At 66.6% G+C, this 16,669-nt stretch carries 13 protein-coding genes and 1 pseudogene; 9 read left to right on the top strand and 5 right to left on the bottom strand.

The features are described 5' to 3' along the window. A partial coding sequence (pepN, locus tag OS124_RS0102425) for an aminopeptidase N (protein WP_010137711.1) occupies window positions 1-1,647 on the bottom strand: 1,647 nt, incomplete at its 3' end. Window positions 1,648-1,779: 132 nt separating this feature from the next. Here pepN and OS124_RS23465 point away from each other — a divergent pair. Next, window positions 1,780-1,962 (top strand): hypothetical protein, encoded by a 183-nt coding sequence (locus OS124_RS23465; RefSeq protein ID WP_010137710.1) that lies wholly within the window; start codon window positions 1,780-1,782, stop codon window positions 1,960-1,962. A gap of 197 nt (window positions 1,963-2,159) precedes the next feature. Next, the gene (locus OS124_RS0102415) at window positions 2,160-2,939 is read left to right on the top strand and encodes a gamma-glutamyl-gamma-aminobutyrate hydrolase family protein (protein ID WP_010137709.1); all 780 of its coding nucleotides are present in this window, start codon (window positions 2,160-2,162) and stop codon (window positions 2,937-2,939) included. Window positions 2,940-3,187: 248 nt separating this feature from the next. On the opposite strand, the gene OS124_RS0102410 is transcribed toward OS124_RS0102415, so the two are convergent. Then, entirely contained in the window at window positions 3,188-3,940 is a 753-nt protein-coding gene (locus OS124_RS0102410; RefSeq protein ID WP_010137708.1) for an SDR family NAD(P)-dependent oxidoreductase, read from the bottom strand. Between the two features lie 298 nt (window positions 3,941-4,238). On the opposite strand from OS124_RS0102410, the gene OS124_RS0102405 reads away from it, so the two are divergent. The 3 genes from OS124_RS0102405 to OS124_RS0102395 all read left to right on the top strand — a co-directional run bounded on the left by OS124_RS0102405 (window position 4,239) and on the right by OS124_RS0102395 (window position 7,946). Further along, on the top strand, window positions 4,239-5,813 hold the full coding sequence (locus OS124_RS0102405) for a Re/Si-specific NAD(P)(+) transhydrogenase subunit alpha (RefSeq protein WP_010137707.1): 1,575 nt from the start codon (window positions 4,239-4,241) through the stop codon (window positions 5,811-5,813). A gap of 13 nt (window positions 5,814-5,826) precedes the next feature. After that, window positions 5,827-7,245, top strand: a complete 1,419-nt coding sequence (locus OS124_RS0102400) for an NAD(P)(+) transhydrogenase (Re/Si-specific) subunit beta (RefSeq protein WP_010137706.1) — start codon at window positions 5,827-5,829, stop codon at window positions 7,243-7,245. Between the two features lie 287 nt (window positions 7,246-7,532). After that, entirely contained in the window at window positions 7,533-7,946 is a 414-nt protein-coding gene (locus OS124_RS0102395; RefSeq protein WP_010137705.1) for a PaaI family thioesterase, read from the top strand. 50 nt (window positions 7,947-7,996) lie between these two features. Here the strand turns inward: OS124_RS0102395 and OS124_RS0102390 are convergent, their stop codons facing one another. From OS124_RS0102390 to OS124_RS0102380, 3 genes are all read right to left on the bottom strand, one after another. After that, window positions 7,997-8,956, bottom strand: a complete 960-nt coding sequence (locus OS124_RS0102390; protein WP_010137704.1) for an ABC transporter permease — start codon at window positions 8,954-8,956, stop codon at window positions 7,997-7,999. Continuing rightward, window positions 8,949-9,971 carry an ABC transporter permease gene (locus OS124_RS0102385; RefSeq protein WP_010137703.1) on the bottom strand — a complete coding sequence of 341 codons (1,023 nt, stop codon included), beginning with the start codon at window positions 9,969-9,971 and terminating at the stop codon, window positions 8,949-8,951. The genes OS124_RS0102390 and OS124_RS0102385 overlap by 8 nt, the downstream gene beginning before the upstream one ends. A 147-nt stretch (window positions 9,972-10,118) precedes the next feature. Then, the gene (locus OS124_RS0102380) at window positions 10,119-11,825 is read right to left on the bottom strand and encodes a peptide ABC transporter substrate-binding protein (RefSeq protein ID WP_010137702.1); all 1,707 of its coding nucleotides are present in this window, start codon (window positions 11,823-11,825) and stop codon (window positions 10,119-10,121) included. A gap of 273 nt (window positions 11,826-12,098) precedes the next feature. On the opposite strand from OS124_RS0102380, the gene OS124_RS0102375 reads away from it, so the two are divergent. From OS124_RS0102375 to OS124_RS23460, 4 genes and pseudogenes are all read left to right on the top strand, one after another. Beyond that, window positions 12,099-13,934 (top strand): ABC transporter ATP-binding protein, encoded by a 1,836-nt coding sequence (locus OS124_RS0102375; protein WP_010137701.1) that lies wholly within the window; start codon window positions 12,099-12,101, stop codon window positions 13,932-13,934. A 106-nt stretch (window positions 13,935-14,040) separates the two neighbouring features. Continuing rightward, the gene (argE, locus tag OS124_RS0102370; RefSeq protein ID WP_010137699.1) at window positions 14,041-15,225 is read left to right on the top strand and encodes an acetylornithine deacetylase; all 1,185 of its coding nucleotides are present in this window, start codon (window positions 14,041-14,043) and stop codon (window positions 15,223-15,225) included. Beyond that, on the top strand, window positions 15,225-16,385 hold the full coding sequence (locus tag OS124_RS0102365) for a M20 aminoacylase family protein (RefSeq protein ID WP_010137698.1): 1,161 nt from the start codon (window positions 15,225-15,227) through the stop codon (window positions 16,383-16,385). Before argE ends, OS124_RS0102365 begins: the two co-directional genes overlap by 1 nt. Window positions 16,386-16,410: 25 nt before the next feature. Further along, a pseudogene (locus OS124_RS23460) lies at window positions 16,411-16,669 on the top strand (amidohydrolase); the annotation flags it as partial.

Genomic DNA, 16,669 nt, shown 5'->3' with positions numbered 1-16,669 from the left:
GGGATCGGTGTCATGGGCCAGCAGGAAGGCGCGGGTTTCGGTGTCGGTCTCGTGCTGCAGGATCACCGGGGCCGAGAAGCCGCGCAGGATCGAGGGCACCGGCCGCGCGCCGAGACCGGAGAAGGAGAAGCTCTGCTCCGTCTCGGTCATCTCCAGCAGGGTCGTCCCCTGCACCTCGTCGCCATTGGGGCCGATCAGGCCGACGGCTATCGGCAGCACCTGCGGCAGCTTGTCGGGTTGGCCGGGGGTGGGCGGCGTCTGCTGGCTGAAATGCAGGGTGAAGGTGCCGTCGGCCCACTCTTCGCGCACATGCAGGCGCGGGGTGCCGGCCTGGGAATACCAGCGCTTGAACTGGGTCAGGTCGCGGCCCGTTGCATCCTCGAAGACCTGCAGCCAGTCCTCGATGGTGCAGGCCTGGCCGTCGTGGCGGTCGAAGTAGAGATCCAGCGCCTTCGCATAGGCGGCGTCCCCGACGAGGCGCTTCAGCATGCCGATCACTTCGGCGCCCTTCTCGTAGACCGTGGCGGTGTAGAAGTTGTTGATCTCCTGGAAGCTCTCGGGGCGGACCGGGTGGGCCAGCGGGCCGTTGTCCTCGCGGAACTGGCGGGCGCGCAGGTCGATCACGTCGCTGATCCGCTTCACCGGCTCAGAGCGCATGTCGGCGGTAAAGGAGGCGTCGCGGAACACCGTCAGACCCTCCTTCAGGCACAGCTGGAACCAGTCGCGGCAGGTGATGCGGTTGCCGGTCCAGTTGTGGAAGTACTCATGCGCGATGATCGCCTCGATGCGCTCGAAGTTGGCATCCGTCGAGGTCTCGGGTGAGGCCAGCACGCAGGAGGAGTTGAAGATGTTGAGCCCCTTGTTCTCCATCGCGCCCATGTTGAAGTCGTCGACGGCGACGATGTTGAAGATATCCAGGTCGTATTCGCGGCCATAGACGTCCTCGTCCCACTTCATCGACTTCTTCAGCGCCTCCATGCCGAAGGCGCATTTGTCTTCATCACCGGGGCGCACGTAGATGTTCAGCTCGACCTCCTTGCCGGAGCGGGTGGTGAAGCGGTCGGGGTGGGCGATCAGGTCGCCCGCCACCAGCGCGAAGAGATAGGCGGGCTTGGGCCAGGGGTCGTGCCATTCGGCGAACCCTTCGCCCGAGGCGACGGGGTTGCCGTTCGACAGCTTGACCGGCTCGTCGCCCTCGATGCGGACGGTGAAGACCGACATCACGTCGGGGCGGTCGGGGTAATAGGTGATCTTGCGGAAGCCCTCGGCCTCGCACTGGGTGCAGTACATGCCGTTCGACATGTAGAGGCCCTCCAGCGCGAAGTTCTTCGCCGGGGCGATCTCGACCTCGGCTTCCCAGGTGAAGGGGGCGTCGGGAACCGCGCAGGTCAGGCCCTCTTCGCTGATCTCGGGAGAGACGGCCTGTCCGTCGATCTTCGCGCTGATCAGGGTCAGGTCTTCGCCGTGCAGGAAGAAGCTGCCCTGGCTGGCGTCGGGGTTTGGGGCAAAGCGGATGCGCGAGATGACCCGGGTGCCCTCGGGCGCGAGGCGGAAGGTCAGGTGCACATCCTCGACGCTCCAGCCGAAGGGCGTGTAGTCGGCAAGGTAGATCGTCTGGGCCGGGGTGGTGGCGGCGGCGTCCTTCATGGGGGGTCCTTTCGCATCATCTGTTGCCTGCGATGTTGACCCCCGGCGCGCGGATTGCAAGGGCAGGACCGGGGAACGACCCGCAGGGGGCGGGCGTTGGGCCGTCAGGTTCACCAGAAGGAGGAACGGCCCATGTCCGCCCCTGACACCAATACAGACCGCCAGCAGCGCCGCCACAGGGGCGCCATCTGGGGGATCGCCATAGCCGTGCTGCTTGGCCTCGGCGCAACCGCGCTGATGCTGCTGGATACCACCGACGGCGAGGAGCCGCCCGCCGAGACCGCTGCCGGTGCGCCCGAAGCGCCAACAGAGTGACCTGCCGCAGCGGGACCCGCGGCGCGGGAGGGCCGGGGTGGGGCCTCGGCGCCGCGCCTGCCTCGGCAGGCGGGCGGAGCGTGCCTTTCTGCCGCATTCCGTAGCGGTGCGGGTCGGGGGTGCGTCCCTGCACAGGGATTTCCGTTTTCTTCGGCTGGGTGCGGTAGTAGATTGTCCGGCAGAGCGCGAGGCATCCCATGAAACGACCCCTGATCGGCATCATCACCAACCTGCACACCGTGGACGAGTCCTACCGGATCCACGCCGGGGGCGTGATGAACTGCGAAGCGGTCTCGGATGTCTGCGGTTGCCAGCCGGCGCTGATCCCCGCTGATCCCCGCATGGTCTCGGTCGAAGAGCTGCTGGAGACCTACGACGGCTTCGTGCTGACCGGGGGGCGACCCAATGTCCACCCCTCCGAATATGGCGAGGAAGAGACCGCGGCCCATGGCGCCTTCGACCGGGCGCGCGATGCGATCACCCTGCCGCTGGTGCGCGCCTGCGTCGAGCGCGGCCAGCCTTTCCTCGGCATCTGTCGCGGCTTCCAGGAAGTCGCCGTGGCCATGGGCAGCACCCTGCACCCCGAGATCCGCGAGTTGCCCGGGCGGCTGAACCACCGGATGCCCCCGGACGGCACGCTGGAAGAGAAATTCGCCCTGCGCCACAAGGTGAGCTTCACCGAGGACGGGGTCTTTCACCATATCATGGGCGCGTCCGAGGTGATGACCAACACCCTGCACGGGCAGGGGGTGGTGACCCCGGGCAAGCGCTTCGTGGTCGACGGCCGTGCGCCGGACGGCACCCCCGAAGCGGCCTATGTCGACGGCGCCTCGGGCTATACCCTCGCGGTGCAGTGGCACCCGGAATACAACGCCGCCAACGATCCCGTGTCGCGCCCGCTCTTCGAGGGGCTGGGCGAGGCGGCGCGGGCCTGGGCCTCGGGCCGCAACGCCTTCCCGGTGCTGCGCCGCGCCTGAAATGGGGGCTTTAGTGTGGGACTTGATTTGGAGGCAAGGGTTTGGGGCCCAAGCTTGGGACCTGAGTTTGGGACCTGACCTGGTCCTTTGAGAGGGTAGGTGGGTTGGCACCCACCCTACGCCCCTGTCCTCGCGTCGCAAGTTGAACGGGCAGGCGGTGCACACCGCGTAGGGTGGGAGACATCCCACCTTACCCCCGCAGCGATCCTGCCGCGATCGGACGGCGCTATCCCGGCCCTCCCACTGCCTCAGACCTGCCCGCCGGCGATACGCACCTCGGTGCCGTTGGTGCTGCCGCTCAGCGGATCGCAGAGCCAGAGCGCCGCCGCCGCGACCTCTTCCGGCGTGATCAGCCGCTTGTGGCGGTTCAGCCCGACCATCATGGCCTGTGCCTCTTCGGCGCTGACCCCGGTGCGGTCCCTGATGGCCTCGGTATTGCGGCTGACGATGGGGGTATCCACGTAGCCGGGGCAGATCGAGTTGAACGTATAGGGCTGTCCCAGGAAATCCTCGGCAAAGCTGCGCATCATGCCGATGACCCCATGCTTCGAGGCCGCATAGGCCCCGGCCCCCGCCGCGCCGCGCAGCCCGGCGATGGACGAGACCGCGATGACCCGCCCCCAGTCGGTCTGCAGCATTGAGGTCAGGCTCTCGCGCACCGTGTAGAAGCAGCCGTCAAGGTTGGTCGCCATGATCCGGCGCCAGAACTCAGAGCTGGTCTTGTGCAGCTTGCGTCCCTCGGCGATGCCGGCGTTGGCGACGCAGATCTGCACCGGCCCCCGTGCCGCGACGGCGGCACCGATCACGTCGCGCACCTGGCTTTCCTCGGTGACATCCATCACCGCCGGATGCAGCCCCGGTCCGGCCACGGCCTGAAGCACCTCCAGCCGCCGTCCGGTGATCGTCACCTGAGCGCCGCACCCGGCCAGCGCCGTTGCGATCGCCAGCCCGATCCCCGTGCCGCCCCCGGTGACGAGGGCGTGTTTGCCTTGCAGATCCATATCTCTCCTCCCATCTGCGGAAATCCGTTCCGCATGTCGAAAGGAGCCTAGGCGCCGGGGCCGTTCCGATCAAGCCGCCGCGCGCGGTCGCCTGCCCGATGGGCGGCAGGGTTCCTCGGGGGAAAGGCCCTTGCAGTCGGCCCTGCATGGCCTAGGGTTCCCATTTGACAGGGCTGGATATTCCGGGCAAACGGAACCCCAGCCCGATGCGCAACAATGTTGCGCGCTAACATCAGGACTGCGGTCGGAAATGTCCGGCGGCGGTCACCACGCCGTGCTCAGAAGGGGGACGACACAGGTGAAGATCGGAACGCCAACCGAAGTGTTCGAGGGAGAGGCGCGGGTCGCGATGACCCCGGACTCGGCGCTGCAATTGCAGAAACTGGGCCATGAGTGCCTGATCCAGAGCGGCGCGGGCCTGAAGGCCGGCTTCCTTGATGCCGCCTATGAACAGGCCGGCGTGACCGTCGTGGCCGATGCCGGCGCGCTCTACGAGCAGGCCGATATCGTCGCCAAGGTGCGCCAGCCCTCCGAGGAGGAGGTCAAGCTGCTGCGCGAGGGCCAGACGCTGATCTCGTTCCTCAACCCCGGCGGCAATGCCGAGCTGCTGGACCAGATCAAGGCGCAGGGCAGTACCGCCGTCGCCATGGAGATGGTGCCGCGTATTTCCCGTGCGCAGAAGATGGACGCCCTGTCGTCGATGGCGAATATCGCCGGTTACCGTGCCGTGATCGAGGCCGGCAACAACTTTGGCCGCTTCTTCACCGGCCAGATCACCGCCGCGGGCAAGGTGCCCCCGGCCAAGGTGCTGGTCATCGGTGCGGGCGTCGCAGGCCTTGCGGCCATCGGCACCTCGACCTCTCTGGGCGCCATCACCTATGCCTTCGACGTGCGCCCCGAAGTGGCCGAGCAGGTCGAGAGCATGGGCGCCGAGTTCGTATACCTCGACTTCGAGGAAGAGCAGCAGGACGGCGCCGCCACCGGCGGCTACGCCTCCGTCTCCTCGCCCGAGTTCCGCGAGGCCCAGCTGGCCAAGTTCCGCGAGATCGCCCCGGAGATCGACATCGTCATCACGACGGCGCTGATCCCCAACCGCGAGGCGCCGAAGCTCTGGCTGGCCGACATGATCGCCAGCATGAAGCCCGGCTCGGTCATCGTCGACCTTGCGGCGGAAAAGGGCGGCAACGCCGAGGGCACCGTGGCCGATGAGAAGGTCGTCACCGAAAACGGCGTGACCATCGTCGGCTACACCGATTTCCCCTCGCGCATGGCCACCCAGGCCTCGTCGCTCTATGCGACCAACATCCGCCACCTGCTGGCGGACCTGACGCCCGAGAAGGACGGCGTGGTCAACCACGACATGGAAGACGACGTGATCCGCTCGGCCACGGTGACCCGTGCCGGAGAGATCACCTTCCCGCCGCCGCCGCTGAAGGTCGCCGCCATTGCGGCGCAGAAGCCCAAGCCGAAGGCGCCCGAGCTGACCCCGGAAGAGAAGCGCGCGGCCGAGACCGCCGCCTTCAAGAAGCAGACCCGCAACCAGGTGACGCTGCTGGCCGTCATGGCCGCGCTGGTGCTGGGCGTGGGGCTGATCGCGCCCTCCAGCTTCATGCAGCATTTCATCGTCTTCGTGCTGTCGGTCTTCGTCGGCTTCCAGGTCATCTGGGGCGTGGCGCATTCGCTGCACACGCCGCTGATGGCGGTGACCAATGCAATCTCGTCGATCATCATCCTCGGCGCCCTGATGCAGATCGGCTCGGGCTCCTTCCTGGTGATCCTGCTTGCCGCGCTTTCGGTCTTCATGGCCGGGATCAACATCTTCGGCGGCTTCCTCGTGACCCGGCGCATGCTCGCCATGTTCCAGAAATCCTAAGGAGACCGGCTAGATGGACTTCGGATTCACCACGGCGGCCTATGTGGTCGCGGCTGTGCTCTTCATCCTCTCGCTCGGCGGGCTTTCCGGTCAGGAAAGCGCCAAGCGGGCGGTCTGGTACGGTATCGTCGGCATGGGCCTCGCGGTTCTTGCCACCCTCATCGGCCCAGGTTCGGGCCTCTGGCTGCTTTCGGCGATCCTGATCGCGGGCGGCGGCATCATCGGCTGGTACGTGGCCAAGAAGGTCGAGATGACCGAGATGCCGCAGCTGGTCGCGGCCATGCACAGCCTCGTCGGCCTCGCGGCGGTCTTCGTCGGCTACAACGCCCATATCACAATGGCCGTGCTTGCCGGCGGTGCCGAGCCCGAGGGCGTCTTCGCCGACCTCGTGGCACACAAGGACGCGGTCGAGCTGGGCATCCTCTCGGTCGAGCTGTTCCTCGGCGTCTTCATCGGTGCGGTGACCTTCACCGGCTCGGTGGTGGCCTACGGCAAACTGGCCGGCAAGCTGACCTCGAAAGCCGAGAAGCTGCCCGGCGGCCATGTGCTGAACATCACGGCGGCAGGCATCTCGGTGATCTGCCTCGTCTGGTACATGAGCACCGGCGGTACCTTCCCGCTGCTGCTGATGACGCTGGCGGCGCTGTTCATCGGCTACCACCTGATCATGGGCATCGGCGGCGCCGACATGCCCGTGGTGGTCTCGATGCTGAACTCCTACTCGGGCTGGGCGGCTGCGGCCATCGGCTTCTCGCTGTCCAATGATCTGCTGATCGTGGTGGGTGCGCTGGTCGGTTCCTCGGGGGCGATCCTGTCGTACATCATGTGCAAGGCGATGAACCGCTCCTTCGTTTCGGTGATCCTGGGCGGCTTCGGCGGCACCACGGGCCCGGCGATGGAAGTCGAGGGCGAGCAGAAGCCCATCGACGTCGACGGTGTGGCCCAGGCGCTGGACGAGGCGGACTCGGTCGTCATCGTGCCCGGCTACGGCATGGCCGTGGCTCAGGCGCAGCAGAACGTGGCCGAGCTGACCCGTAAGCTGCGCGAGAAGGGCAAGGAGGTGCGTTTCGCCATCCACCCCGTCGCGGGCCGTCTGCCCGGTCACATGAACGTGCTGCTGGCGGAAGCCAAGGTGCCCTATGACATCGTGCTGGAGATGGACGAGATCAACGACGACTTCCCGGATACGGACGTCGTGATCGTCATCGGCTCGAACGACATCGTGAACCCGGCGGCGCAGGAAGACCCGAACTCTCCGATCGCTGGGATGCCGGTGCTGGAGGTCTGGAAAGCCAAGCAGGTCTTCGTGTCGAAGCGCGGCCAGGGCACGGGCTACTCGGGCATCGAGAACCCGCTGTTCTACAAGGACAACACCCGCATGTACTACGGCGATGCCAAGCAGAGCATCGGGGATCTTCTGAGCAAGATCTGATCCTCGCGGGACCGGGCTATCGGAAAGGGCGGTGCGTAAGCGCCGCCCTTTTTGCTGGGACGCAGGGCGGGGAGGGGGGCGCTGCCCCCCGCGCGTGCCGCGCTCCCCCCGCAGTATTTTCAGCCATCGGATGGAACAAGGGCAGGCTGCATCCATCCGATGGCCGCAAATACTGCCGCCGGAGGCTCTCACGGCCCGCAAGTTGCGCGGACTTCGGGACGTGGCGTTCCGGTGGACAGGGGCGCGCGCAGGGGCAGGGTGGGGCGAGGATCATTGGGAGGAACGACATGGACCTGAGACCCGTCGGACAGGCCATCCTGGATGGGCAGCCGTTCTCGAAGCTTGTCGGCGTCGAGATCGCGCGCTTCGAGGAGGGCTTCTGCGAACTCGTGCTCGAGATCGAGGAACGTCACAAGCAGCACAACGGCTTCGTGCACGGGGGCGTGACATCGACCCTGGCCGACATGGCGCTGACCTTCGCCGGGGGCTCGGTGCTGCAGGACGTGCTGACGCTGGAGTGGAAGATCAACTTCCTGCGGCCCGGGATCGGCGAGCGGCTGGTGGCGCGGGGGCAGGTGATGTCCCATGGCGCGACCCAGGCGGTCTGCCGCTGTGACATCTTCGCGGTGACGGCGGGCGAAGAAAAGCTTGTCGCCGCGGCGCAGGGCACGATCGCGAAACGACCCGAGCGGAAGGGCTGAAAGGAAAACGCCCCGGCGCGGGCCGGGGCGTTCTCATCTTGGCGGTTTGCTCAGCGGCCCCGGATGCGGGGGTCGAGCGCGTCGCGCAGCCCGTCGCCGAGGTAGTTCACCGAGAGCACCGTCAGCGAGATCGCGATACCGGGCATGACCACCCTCTCGGGGTTCTGCTGCATGTAGTCGACCGCGTCGAACAGCAGACGTCCCCAGGTCGGGAAGTCCGGCGGGAAGCCGAGGCCGAGGAAGCTCAGCGCGCTTTCGGTGATGATCGCATTGGCGATGCCGAGCGTCGCCGAGACCACGATGGGCGAGATCACGTTGGGCAGGATGTGGCGTGCGATCATCATCGTGTTGGTCGTGCCGATGGAGCGCGCCGCCAGGACGAACTCGCGCTCCTTCAGGGCCAGCACGTCGCCACGCACGATCCGTGCCGTCGGCATCCACGAGGTGATCCCGATCGCCGAGACCATCAGGATGAAGATCCCGGTCTCGATGCCGAAGGCCTTGGCCAGCGGTTCCCGGAACAGCAGCACCATGACCAGAAGAAGCGGCAGCAGGGGCAGCGCCAGGAAGAGGTCGGTCAGCCGCATCAGCAGGTTGTCCAGCCGGCGGAAGTAGCCTGCCAGCACCCCGACCAGCGTGCCCAGCACCAGCGCCAGCAGCATCGCGGTGATCCCGACCGACAGCGAGACCCGCCCGCCCTCGATCATCCGGGCCAGCATGTCGCGGCCCAGCTGGTCGGTGCCGAAGGGATGTGCCCAGGTCGGCCCGACGTTGCGGGCGCGGAAGTCGATGGCCGCCGGGTCCAGGGGCCAGAGCCAGGGTCCGAAGGCCACGCCCAGCACGATGACCAGGAAGACGACGCCGCCCAGCATCGCGCCCTTGTGCTGGCGGAACTGGGTCCAGACCTCGTGCCACTGGCTGCGCGGAGGGGTGGAGGGCAGGGGCGCCGCGAGGACGCCTCCCGGTTGCGTGGTCCCCGCGGGGACAGGGTCATTCAGGTCATCAGTCATAGCGGATCCGCGGGTCGAGGATGCCGTAGAGCACGTCGGCGATCAGGTTGAAGAGCACGATGAGCACGGCAAAGATGAAGGTGAGCGTCTGCACCATCGGCAGGTCATTGGCCTCGATGGCGCCGATCAGCAGGTGACCCAGGCCGTTCACCTTGAAGACCTGTTCGGTGATGATGGCGCCGCCGAAGACCTGCGGCACGCCGAGGGCGATCACGGTGACCACGGGGATCAGCGAATTGCGCAGCACGTGGACCATGACGACGATGCTTTCGCCCAGGCCCTTGGCGCGGGCAGTGCGGACGTAGTCCTGGTTCAGGTTGTCCAGCATCGAGGCGCGCATGAAGCGGCTGATCTGGGCGGCGTTGTAGAGCGCCAGCACCATCACCGGCAGGAACATCTGGCGCACCTGGAAGCCGAAGCTCGACCAGTCGGTGACCTTGTGCGTGGTGTCGTAGATCGAGGGGAACCAGAAGAAGCTTTCGCGCGGCATGTTGACCGAGAAGATCACGATCAGCAGCACGCCGGTGAAGAAGGTCGGCACCGAGTAGCCGACCATCGACACGAAGGTCCCGGCCTGGTCGAAGACCGAGTACTGGCGATAGGCCGAGTAGATGCCGATCGGCAGGGCGATGACGATGCCCACCAGGTAGGAGGTGCCCACGACCCAGAGGGTCTGCGGCAGGCGTTGCACCACGATGTCCATCACCGGCGACCGGGTCTGCCAGGAGAGCACCCGCAGCTTGCCGTCGGCGAAGCCGGTGCCGAAAATATTGTCGATCAGGACCTGGGGTTCGATCCAGAAGAACTGGACCAGCCATTTCCAGAACTGGATGTGAACGGGTTCGCCGAGGCCGAGGGCCTCGCGCATCCGCTGTTTCACTTCCGGGGGAACGGTCAGCGGCACATTGGCCATCGGGTCGCCGGGGGCGAGTTGCAGCAGCGCGAAGATCACGATGGCGCTTGCAAGCAATGTCGGGACTGCGATCAGCAGTCGTCGAAGGGTGAATGTCAGCATGGAAGATCCGGGCGTCTGGGGCGCAGGTCCGGCCGTTCCCTCGGAAGGCATGCCGGGGCGCGGACCCGGTCGTTCTTCTGCCTCGGGGCGGCGCGGTCAGGCGCGGGGGGCGGGGACCCGGACACGCCGGATCCCCAGGGGCAAGGATCACTCCTTGATGCGGTACCAGTCGGCCACGTTCCACAGCTCGGAGTCCCAGGTGTTCAGGACAACGCCGCCGAGGGTGTTCGAATGCGCCGAGACACGACCACGGTCGACCAGCGGAACGATGGTGTAGCTTTCCTTGGTCAGCATCTCGTTCAGCTTGATGGCGATCTCGCCGCGCTTCTCCAGCTCGCCGGTGGCGGCCAGCTCGTCGAGCAGGGCGTCGTATTCCGGATCGCAGTAGCGGTTGATGTTCTCACCCTGCCACTGGTTGTCGGGCTGGGGCTCGTTGTCGCAGCGGTACTGCGCCAGGTAGGCCTGCGGGTCGGTGCCGTCGAAGTTGTTGGCGTACATCTCGGCGTCCGCGTAGAACTTCTGGAAGGTATCGGGCGAACCGGCGTCACCGCCGAAGAAGACCGAACCGGACACGTTGCGCAGCTCGACCGAGAGGCCGATCATTTCCCACCACGCCTTGATGGCGTCCTGGAAGTTCTGGCGCACGGCGTTGGTCGAGGTCTGGAAGAGCACTTCCATCTCGACGCCATCCTTGTCGCGGATGCCGTTGCCGTTGGTGTCGACCCAGCCGGCTTCGTCCAACAGTGCCTTGGCGCCTTCCAGGTCCTGCACCAGGCAGTCGGTATTGGGCGAGGCGTAGAGGGCCGGGGCGGGGACCAGGTTACAGGTCGCGCGGCCCGCTTCGCCATAGCCGATTTCCACCAGGATCTCGCGGTCGATGGCCATCGACAGCGCCTTGCGCACGTTCAGATCGCTGAGGAACGGATGCGGCGCCTCGCGGGTCGAGCGCACGTCCGGGGAGAGGTCCGAGGAGGGATCGGTCAGGTTCATCTCGATCCGCTCGACCAGGGTGCCGAAGCCGACCACGGTCTGACCCTTGCCGCCCTTTTCCATCTCGGCGATGACTTCGGGGGCCAGCTGCAGGTTCCAGGCGTAGTCGAATTCGCCGGTTTCCAGCACGGCACGGCCAGCGGCTGCCGCATCGCCGCCGCCCTTGAAGGTGACGGTGGCGAAGGCGGGCTTGGCCGGGTCACGATAGTTCGGGTTGGCCGACATCGAGATCACGTCGTTCGGCTTGAACTCGTCCACCACGAAGGGGCCGGTGCCGATCGGGTTGAAGTTGGCCTCGGTGCAGGTCGAGGCGGCCGCGCCGAGGCACTCGGCGAACTGGGCCTTCTGGATGATCGGGGACTGACCGCCCATGAAGGGCAGGTAGGGGTTCGGCGTGGGCGCCTTGAAGGTGACCTTCACGGTCAGCTCGTCCAGCGCTTCCACGGTCGACACGCTGTCGAACTTGGCGCCCTGGGCGCAGCCGAATTCCTCGGCGGTGCAGTATTCATAGGTGAACAGCACGTCCTCGGAGGTCACCGGCGAGCCGTCGGACCACAGCAGGCCCTCCTTCAGGACCCAGGTGATCGAGGTCAGGTCTTCGGAAACGCCGCCGTTCTCGACGGTGGGGATCTCCTTGGCGAGGAAGGGCACCAGGGCGCCGGTCTCGTCGAAGCGGCCGAGCGGCTCGAGAATCATCGAGGAGGACTCGATGTCCTTGGTGCCGCCGGACATGTAGGGGTTCAGGACCGAGGGGGCCTGCCAGTAGATGATGTTGACATGGCCATCGCTTCCGCGCTCGGCCATGGCTGCGGGTGCCAGCGCCGACAGGGCGGCCGCACCGAGCAGGACGGATCTCAGGGTCATAGGTATCTCCCAGTTGGTTGTGCCGGACCTTGCAGGTCCGATCGTTGACCCGGGGGGTATATCCAGAGCGCCCGGCGGCCTGAACGGCTGCCGGGCGCTGCGCACCCACCCGAGGATGAGGGTATCGAAAATCGGATTCGATCAAAAAGCAACCCTCTCGCTTGGCTGACGCTGAGGGAATGCGGCTGACGCCAAGAGAGTGGGACAGGCGGTTTGACAAGCTTCGCAAAGGCTCTGTAGCGTTTGCGGGTCATTACACTCACAGGGCCCACCATGCTTGATATCGACGGTTCCGCCGCTCCCATTGCCCGCATCGAGAATCTGCGCGTTTCCTTCGAGACAAAGGACGGTCCGGTTATCGGGGTCGAGGATGTCTCGTTCCAGATCAACCCCGGCGAGACGGTCTGCGTCGTCGGCGAATCCGGGTCGGGCAAGTCGGTTTCCTCGCTGTCGCTGATGCGGCTGGTGGAATTCGGCGGCGGAAAAATCGCGGGCGGGCGCCTAATTTTTGATCGAAAGGACGGGGGCGAGGTCGACCTCGCCAGTGCCGAGCAGGGGCTGATGCGCACCATCCGCGGCAACGAGATCGGGATGATCTTCCAGGAGCCGATGACCGCGCTCAATCCCGTCTTCACCGTCGGTCGCCAGCTGTCCGAAGGGCTGATGCTGCACAAGGGGATGAGCCGCAAGCAGGCCATGGCCCGCGCCGTGGAACTGCTGCGCGAGGTGCGTATCCCCGAGCCCGAGCGCCGCATCAAGCAGTACCCGCACGAGCTGTCCGGCGGCATGCGCCAGCGCGTCGTGATTGCCATGGCCCTGGCCTGCGAACCGCGCCTGCTGATCGCCGATGAACCCACCACCGCGCTGGATGTGACCATCCAGGCCGAGATCCTCGCCCTGATGGACCGCCTGAAGCGCGAGACCGGCACGGCGGTGATGTTCATCACCCACGACATGGCCGTCGTGGCGCAGATGGCCGACCGCGTCGTCGTCATGTTCCGTGGCAACAAGGTCGAAGAGGGCCCGGTCGAGCAGATCTTCACCGCGCCGCAGCACGATTACACCAAGGCCCTGCTGGCCGCTGTGCCCAAGCTGGGCGAGATGACCGGCAAGCCGCTGCCCGAGCCGATGAAGCTGTTCGGCGTCGAGGGCCAGAAGATCGCGCCCATCCCCGGCGAGGACAAGCTGCTGCTCTCGGTCAAGGGGCTGACCACCCGCTTCCCGGTGAAGGGCGGCGTGATGCGCCGTACCATTGCCAATGTCCATGCGGTCGAGGATGTCTCCTTCGACATCCGCAAGGGGCAGACCCTGTCGCTGGTCGGTGAATCCGGTTGCGGCAAGTCGACCACCGGCCGCTCGGTGCTGCGCCTCGTCGAACCGCTGGCCGGAGAGGTCAATCTCGACGGCAAGGACATCATGGCACTGAACGACCGGGACCTGCGCAAGGCGCGGCTCGACATGCAGATGATCTTCCAGGATCCCTTCGCCTCGCTGAACCCGCAGATGCAGCTGTCCGACCAGGTGGCCGAGCCGATGCGCAACTTCGGTACGCTGAAGGGCCGCGCGATGCAGGAGAGGATCGAGATGCTGTTCGACCGCGTGGAGCTGCCGCGCAGCTTCATGCGCCGCTATCCGCACGAGCTGTCCGGCGGTCAGCGCCAGCGTGTCGCCATCGCCCGCGCCCTGGCGCTGAACCCCAAGCTGATCGTCGCCGACGAAGCGGTTTCGGCGCTGGATGTCTCGGTGCAGGCGCAGGTGGTCAACTTGATGATGGAGCTGCAGGCAGACCTGGGCATCTCGTTCCTGTTCATTTCTCACGACATGGCCGTGGTGGAGCGCGTCAGCCACCGCGTCGGCGTCATGTACCTGGGCCGAATCGTCGAGATCGGCAGCCGTCAGGCGGTCTTCGAGAACCCCCAGCACCCCTATACCAAGGCGCTGATGAAGGCCGTGCCGATTGCCGACCCGACGCGCCGCAAGTCCGAGCGCGAGCTGAACTTCAAGCCGATCCCCTCGCCGATCCACGATCTCGACTACCAGGCCGAGCCCTCGGTCTACGAAAGGGTCGGAGAGGATCATCACGTGCTGACCACCGACAGCGGCTACTGACCTTCGCCCGGGACTGTGCAACACTGCGCCGGAGGGTTCCGGCGCACCCGGCCCCCATTGCAACAAGATCCGCGCGAGAGTGGTTGCGCGGCAGGAAAGACCCCCTATGACGCCCCGTTCGTCTGGCCCCGAAAGCCTTACCCCGCGCGAGATCCTCGCCAAGCTCGTTTCCTTCCCCACCGTGTCCCGCGACAGCAACCTGCCGCTGATCGACTGGGTGCAGGGCTATCTCGAAAGCCACGGCGTCACCTGCTACCGCCACGCCCACCCCAGCGAACCCAAGGCCGGCCTCTGGGCCTGGACCGGGCCGGCGGAGACAGGCGGCGTGGTGCTCTCGGGCCATACCGACGTGGTGCCGGTGGACGGGCAGGAGTGGTCCTCGGATCCCTTCGAGGTCACAGAGCGGGACGGCAAGCTTTTCGGTCGCGGCTGCGTCGACATGAAGGGGTTCGACGCGCTGGCGGTCTGGGCCCTGGCCGAGGCGAGCCGTCGCAAGCTGGGCAAGCCGCTGCACCTGGCCTTCACCTACGACGAGGAAATCGGCCTGCTCGGCGCCGACCCGCTGCTGGAGGATGCCCTGCCGCATGTGCCCAAGCCCGCCGTGGCGCTGATCGGCGAGCCCACGATGCTGCAGGTGGTCTCGGGTCACAAGGCGGGGGTGGCCTTCGACACCCAGGTCAACGGCTTCGAGGTGCACAGCTCGATCGCCTACACGGGTGTCTCGGCGATCATGGAGGCGGCGAAGCTGGTCGACTGGGGCAATGCGGTCAACGCGGCCAATGCCGCCAAGGAACCGACAGGCACCGATGCGCTCTTCGATCCGCCCTGGACCAACGCCCATGTGGGCCGGATCTCGGGCGGGACGGCGCATAACATCACCGCCAAGAGCTGCCAGTTCGTGATGGCCTTCCGCTGCGTGCCGGGCGAGGATCCCGAAAGCTACGCGAAAGCCTACGAGCAGGAGGTGCGCCGCGTCGAGGCGGGGATGCAGGCGGTGCGCCCCGAGACCTCGATCACCCTGACGCGGCTCTTCGATGCCAAGGGGCTGAGCCCGGAAACCGACGGCGCCGCCGAACGGCTGGCGCGGCAGCTGACCGGCGACAACGGCAGCCACGTGGTCAGCTACGGCACCGAGGCCGGCTACTTCCAGGCGCGCGGCATGTCCGCCGTGGTCTGCGGCCCCGGCGACATCGCCCAGGCGCATCAGCCGGACGAATACATCACCGTCGAGCAGTTCGACCGGGGCGTGGACTACATGCGCCGCCTGCTCGACCACCTGGAGGGCCTCTGATGCCCCTGCGCAACCGCATCGCCGAACTGGCCCCCGAGGTCGCCAGCTGGCGCCGTCACCTGCATGCCCACCCCGAGCTGCGCTTCGAGGAACATGAGACCGCCCGTTTCGTCGCCGAGAAGCTGCGCGGCTTCGGCTGTGACGAGGTGGTCGAGGGCGTTGGCCAGACCGGCGTCGTTGCCGTGATCCGGGGCAAGTCCGATGGCGGGGCCGTCGGCTTCCGCGCCGACATGGACGCCCTGCCGATCCTCGAGGCGACCGGGCTGCCCCATGCCTCGACCGTGCCCGGCAAGATGCATGCCTGCGGCCATGACGGCCATACCTCGATGCTGCTCGGCGCGGCGCAATACCTGGCCGAGACGCGCAATTTCGCCGGGTCGGTCGTCTGCATCTTCCAGCCCGCCGAAGAAGGCGGCGGCGGCGCCAGGGCGATGATCGAGGACGGGCTGATCGAGCGTTTCGGCATCGGTGAGGTCTATGGCATGCACAACTGGCCGGGCAAGCCGCTGGGGGATTTCACCCTGCGCGCGGGCCCGCAGTTCGCCGCGCCGGAACGTTTCGACGTGGTGCTGACGGGGCGGGGCGGGCATGCCGCCATGCCCAACCTCAACATCGACACGACGTTGGCCGCCGCCCAGGTGGTGACGGCGCTGCAGAGCATCGTCAGCCGCAATGTCGATCCGGTCCACAATGCCGTGGTCTCGATCTGCGGCTTCGTGACCGAGACGAATACCTACAACGTCATCCCCGAGGTGGTCCGCCTCAAGGGCACCTACCGGGTACACGACGACGACGTGCAAAAGCAGGTCCGCACCCGGATCGAAGAGATCACCACGGCCACCGCCGCCGCCTATGGGGTGGCGGCCGAGATCACCTTCCTGCCCGGCCCGCCGGTGCTGATCAACCACGCCGAGAACGTCGGTTTCGCGGCAGAGGCCGGCAACAGGGTCTCCTCCGCCACCACGGATTTCCCGCCCGTCATGGGCGCGGATGATTTCGCCGAGATGCTGCGCCGCCGCCCCGGCGCCTATATCCTGGTCGGCAACGGCGACAGCGCCGGGCTGCACCATCCCGAATATGAATTCAACGACGCGGTCATCCCCTACGGGATGAGCTGGATCGCGGAGCTGGCCGAGGCCCGCCTGCCGCTGTCCCGCTGACCGCCCCCCTGAAAGGAGCCCCCAGATGCCCATCAAGAACCGTCTCGCAGAGATGCACCCCGAGATCACCGCCTGGCGCCGGGACCTGCACGAGAACCCCGAGATCCTCTACGAGACGCACCGCACCTCGGCGCTGGTCGCCGAGAAGCTGCAGGCCTTCGGCTGCGACGAGATCGCCACCGGCATCGGCCGCACCGGCGTGGTTGGCGTGATCAGGGGCAAGAGCAATGCCTCGGGCAAGGTCATCGGCCTGCGTGCCGACATGGATGCGCTGCCGATCCTCG

It is taken from the genome of Oceanicola sp. S124 (genome assembly GCF_000220565.1).
Taxonomy (GTDB): domain Bacteria; phylum Pseudomonadota; class Alphaproteobacteria; order Rhodobacterales; family Rhodobacteraceae; genus Pseudooceanicola.
This window is presented reverse-complemented; position numbering and strand designations above follow the sequence as displayed.

Bases quoted from the DNA above. Each gene is read 5' to 3' on its own strand.
- OS124_RS0102415 (WP_010137709.1), top strand. From the start codon at position 2,160: ATGAAACGACCCCTGATCGGCATCATCACCAACCTGCACACCGTGGAC.
- OS124_RS23465 (WP_010137710.1), top strand. From the start codon at position 1,780: ATGTCCGCCCCTGACACCAATACAGACCGCCAGCAGCGCCGCCACAGG.
- OS124_RS0102375 (WP_010137701.1), top strand. From the start codon at position 12,099: ATGCTTGATATCGACGGTTCCGCCGCTCCCATTGCCCGCATCGAGAAT.
- OS124_RS0102390 (WP_010137704.1), bottom strand. From the start codon at position 8,956: ATGACTGATGACCTGAATGACCCTGTCCCCGCGGGGACCACGCAACCG.
- OS124_RS0102395 (WP_010137705.1), top strand. From the start codon at position 7,533: ATGGACCTGAGACCCGTCGGACAGGCCATCCTGGATGGGCAGCCGTTC.
- OS124_RS0102365 (WP_010137698.1), top strand. From the start codon at position 15,225: ATGCCCCTGCGCAACCGCATCGCCGAACTGGCCCCCGAGGTCGCCAGC.
- argE (WP_010137699.1), top strand. From the start codon at position 14,041: ATGACGCCCCGTTCGTCTGGCCCCGAAAGCCTTACCCCGCGCGAGATC.
- OS124_RS0102380 (WP_010137702.1), bottom strand. From the start codon at position 11,825: ATGACCCTGAGATCCGTCCTGCTCGGTGCGGCCGCCCTGTCGGCGCTG.
- OS124_RS0102385 (WP_010137703.1), bottom strand. From the start codon at position 9,971: ATGCTGACATTCACCCTTCGACGACTGCTGATCGCAGTCCCGACATTG.
- OS124_RS0102410 (WP_010137708.1), bottom strand. From the start codon at position 3,940: ATGGATCTGCAAGGCAAACACGCCCTCGTCACCGGGGGCGGCACGGGG.
- OS124_RS0102400 (WP_010137706.1), top strand. From the start codon at position 5,827: ATGGACTTCGGATTCACCACGGCGGCCTATGTGGTCGCGGCTGTGCTC.